Consider the following 2,641-nt stretch of genomic DNA (forward strand, 5'->3'; position numbering starts at 1 on the left):
CCCGCCTGTGTGGCGCCGTAGCTGCACGCCCATGCTTTCCGCTAGGAGGTGCAGCTCTACCGCGCTAATCGTCATAGGCATCATTCCTTTCCGCGTCCTCGTCGGGGCCGCTGTAAGCGACAGCGCTTAGCGGCATTGAATCATCCACGTCGGACACGGGGGTGAGATGCGGGGCTAGGCCAATGACGTCATCGTCGCCCTCGTTGCCGAATAGATAGCGGGCTTGTGGGTCGGAGCGGCGCATGATTTCGTCCAAGAGCTGTTCGTTAGTGGCTTCACGGAGTGCGACCTCTACGTCGGGGCCGTGTAGTTCGTAGTCGTTGATGTACCCAGTTTCGATAAGGCCTGAGACGGGGGAGCGGTCATAAGCGCGACATAAAGCAATGACTGTTTCGGGGCGCAGGTATCCGCGTGAGAGTTGGCGAGAGATGGTGCTTTGTGCGTAGTCGGCTTTTTTAGATGCGGTAGCTCGGGTGTCGTCGCCGATTAGGTTGTCTAGCCAGGTTTCAAAGTTCATAAATTGGATATTAGTGGCAATGTGTAAACGCCGCAATTAGCGCAGGTTAAACGGCCAGCCGGGGGTGGCAGTCGGGGGTGCGCGCACTGGGGGTACTTGCGGCATGTAAACCAGAATGGCAATATGTGTTTCACCGGCGCAGAACAGCACCGGCCACAAGCACAAGAATCACATGGAGGTAACTACATGGCTGTCATGGCACCGCCCCGGTTCACCTTCCGCCCCGGAGCCCTAGACGCAATCATGCGCTCAAGGAACCTACAGACCGAAGAGCAGCTAGCCCTACTCATCGGAGTGCACACCGCAGACATACCAAAACTGCGAGCTGGGGCGAAGGTAACCGCAGAACTCGCACTACGCGTATCCGCCCTACAAGGCGACAAAAACTACATCGGCGCTTGGTTCGACCAAGTAGAAGAACAGGAAGCAGCATGACCCGCGATGAAAAGGAAACCCCTGGCGCAGCAACGCCAGGGGAACCTGCACTGAATCGAAATAGTGCTCTGTCATCCGCCGTCGTTGCTAATGCTCACTGTTCGGCGGCACGTCATTCCCGGGAGCAGGCTCTTGGACTTCCTCTTCCAAGTCCTCAAGCTCATGTACCAGCCAGGCAGACCAATCACACTTCCGGAACCCCATCGGGACGGGGAATACCAGGTCAGGCAGTACGACGTTTAGCACGATTTGTTCTTCCCAATCGGCTGTCTCGATTTTTTCGATGACTTCGTCAGCTTCTAGCCGTGGGTCTACGTGGAACACCTTGTAGTCCACGTACCCGTCCGGGACGTGAATGTACGGCTTTGGAAATAGTCGCAGATAAGTAGCCATTTTATTCACCTCACTTTCTAGGGCTGGTTGCCCTGGTTTCAGTGAAGCACATACAGAAAAGAAAAGGCCCGGTGCTGGAACGCCGAGCCAAGAACAATCAACTCATTAGGAGAGTATCACAATGAATAACCAGCTCGTGACTATCCCGGTTCCGGGAACTTCCAACCCCATCATGGCGGTGCAGAAGGACGGAACCGAATGGGCCAGCATCACCCATGTTTGCGACGCCCTTGGCATTGACAGCAAAAGCCAGCGCCGCAAGATTCAGGGCAAGTCATGGGCCTGCGGGGTCATGATGACCCTTCAGGTCGCAGGGCAGAATCGTGAAGTATTCATGGTTGATCGTCGCACCCTGACAATGTGGCTCGCCACCATCGACACTAACCGCGTCAGTGAAGCAGCACGCCCAACACTTGAAGCCTTTCAGCTTGAAGCGGCTAACGCCCTCGACGCCTACTTCCACAAGGGTGGTGCCATTAACCCCCGCGCCGAAGAACACCAGTTGAACGCGCTTATGCGCCAGTCGCAGATGCAGATGGAGTTGTGTCAGGCGGCGAAGGGATTGATTCACCCCGACCATCTCGAAGCCAAGGCCCGCATTGTCCTTGCCCGTGGCCTTGGTGAAGTCCCGGAGCTCGACCCGGCAACTCGCCCCCTGTACACCGCGGACTTCCTCAAGTCTAAGAACCTGTCCAACAAGAAGATGAAGTCCGTGGCCCCGATGTTCGGCAAGCGCATGAAAGCACTCTACACGTTGGAGACAGGGCGCGAACCACAGAAGTATGACCTCACCTTGTCTAACGGCCAGGTGCGCCAGGTCAATGGATATACCGAAGCAGACCGCCCGCTCATGCAGCGCGTCTGGGACCAATACTACGCAGCATAAGAAAGAGGCAGCAGCATGACCGACAAGAATAAGGAAACCCCCGGCGAGGCAACGCCAGGGGAAACCGATTACAGCACCTGGTCGATTGATGAGATAGCCGCCGAATTTCGGCGAACACAACAAGAAATCAACGAGCATCCTAGCGGATGGGAGCCTTCCGCCGAGCAACGTGAAGCTCTTGCTTGGTACGGAGAGTGTCGTCGCCGGCGCGAAGCTCGAAAGGTCGAAATGTTCTATGCGCTTGCGATGCTTGCGAGGACGTTGTTTAGAGCTGTCTTTGCTGGAGGAGGTAAGCCGGAATGATGACTGTTTTGACTGTGCTGTCTGTGCTAATCGGTATCGGGGTGGGAGCTGCTCCCTGCGTTGTTCAGCGAGCTGTTGATCGCGGCGAGTCTGTCCTGGAGTTTCTT

Annotated in this window: 5 protein-coding genes; 3 read left to right on the plus strand and 2 right to left on the minus strand. The window is 56.2% G+C overall.

Annotated elements, in window-relative coordinates; genetic code table 11:
- Positions 1-64: 64 nt before the first annotated feature.
- On the minus strand, positions 65-517 hold the full coding sequence (locus HMPREF2935_RS02260; protein ID WP_070731821.1) for a hypothetical protein: 453 nt from the start codon (positions 515-517) through the stop codon (positions 65-67).
- 186 nt (positions 518-703) lie between these two features.
- Between HMPREF2935_RS02260 and HMPREF2935_RS02265 the strand changes: the two genes are divergently transcribed.
- The gene (locus HMPREF2935_RS02265; RefSeq protein ID WP_070731823.1) at positions 704-952 is read left to right on the plus strand and encodes a hypothetical protein; all 249 of its coding nucleotides are present in this window, start codon (positions 704-706) and stop codon (positions 950-952) included.
- An 87-nt stretch (positions 953-1,039) separates the two neighbouring features.
- Here the strand turns inward: HMPREF2935_RS02265 and HMPREF2935_RS02270 are convergent, their stop codons facing one another.
- On the minus strand, positions 1,040-1,345 hold the full coding sequence (locus HMPREF2935_RS02270) for a hypothetical protein (RefSeq protein ID WP_070731825.1): 306 nt from the start codon (positions 1,343-1,345) through the stop codon (positions 1,040-1,042).
- Positions 1,346-1,466: 121 nt separating this feature from the next.
- On the opposite strand from HMPREF2935_RS02270, the gene HMPREF2935_RS02275 reads away from it, so the two are divergent.
- Together HMPREF2935_RS02275 and HMPREF2935_RS02280 are read left to right on the plus strand one after the other, a co-directional pair.
- On the plus strand, positions 1,467-2,231 hold the full coding sequence (locus HMPREF2935_RS02275; protein ID WP_070731827.1) for a phage antirepressor N-terminal domain-containing protein: 765 nt from the start codon (positions 1,467-1,469) through the stop codon (positions 2,229-2,231).
- A gap of 15 nt (positions 2,232-2,246) precedes the next feature.
- Positions 2,247-2,534: an SRPBCC family protein gene (locus HMPREF2935_RS02280; protein ID WP_070731830.1), complete on the plus strand. Its 288-nt coding sequence runs from the start codon at positions 2,247-2,249 to the stop codon at positions 2,532-2,534.
- Positions 2,535-2,641: the final 107 nt, after the last annotated feature.

The organism is Corynebacterium sp. HMSC076D02 (assembly GCF_001813815.1).
Lineage (GTDB): Bacteria > Actinomycetota > Actinomycetes > Mycobacteriales > Mycobacteriaceae > Corynebacterium > Corynebacterium simulans.

What these genes read in the sequence shown, in the direction of transcription:
- HMPREF2935_RS02270 (WP_070731825.1), bottom strand. Translation starts at nt 1,345, where the DNA reads ATGGCTACTTATCTGCGACTATTTCCAAAGCCGTACATTCACGTCCCG.
- HMPREF2935_RS02265 (WP_070731823.1), top strand. Translation starts at nt 704, where the DNA reads ATGGCTGTCATGGCACCGCCCCGGTTCACCTTCCGCCCCGGAGCCCTA.
- HMPREF2935_RS02280 (WP_070731830.1), top strand. Translation starts at nt 2,247, where the DNA reads ATGACCGACAAGAATAAGGAAACCCCCGGCGAGGCAACGCCAGGGGAA.
- HMPREF2935_RS02275 (WP_070731827.1), top strand. Translation starts at nt 1,467, where the DNA reads ATGAATAACCAGCTCGTGACTATCCCGGTTCCGGGAACTTCCAACCCC.
- HMPREF2935_RS02260 (WP_070731821.1), bottom strand. Translation starts at nt 517, where the DNA reads ATGAACTTTGAAACCTGGCTAGACAACCTAATCGGCGACGACACCCGA.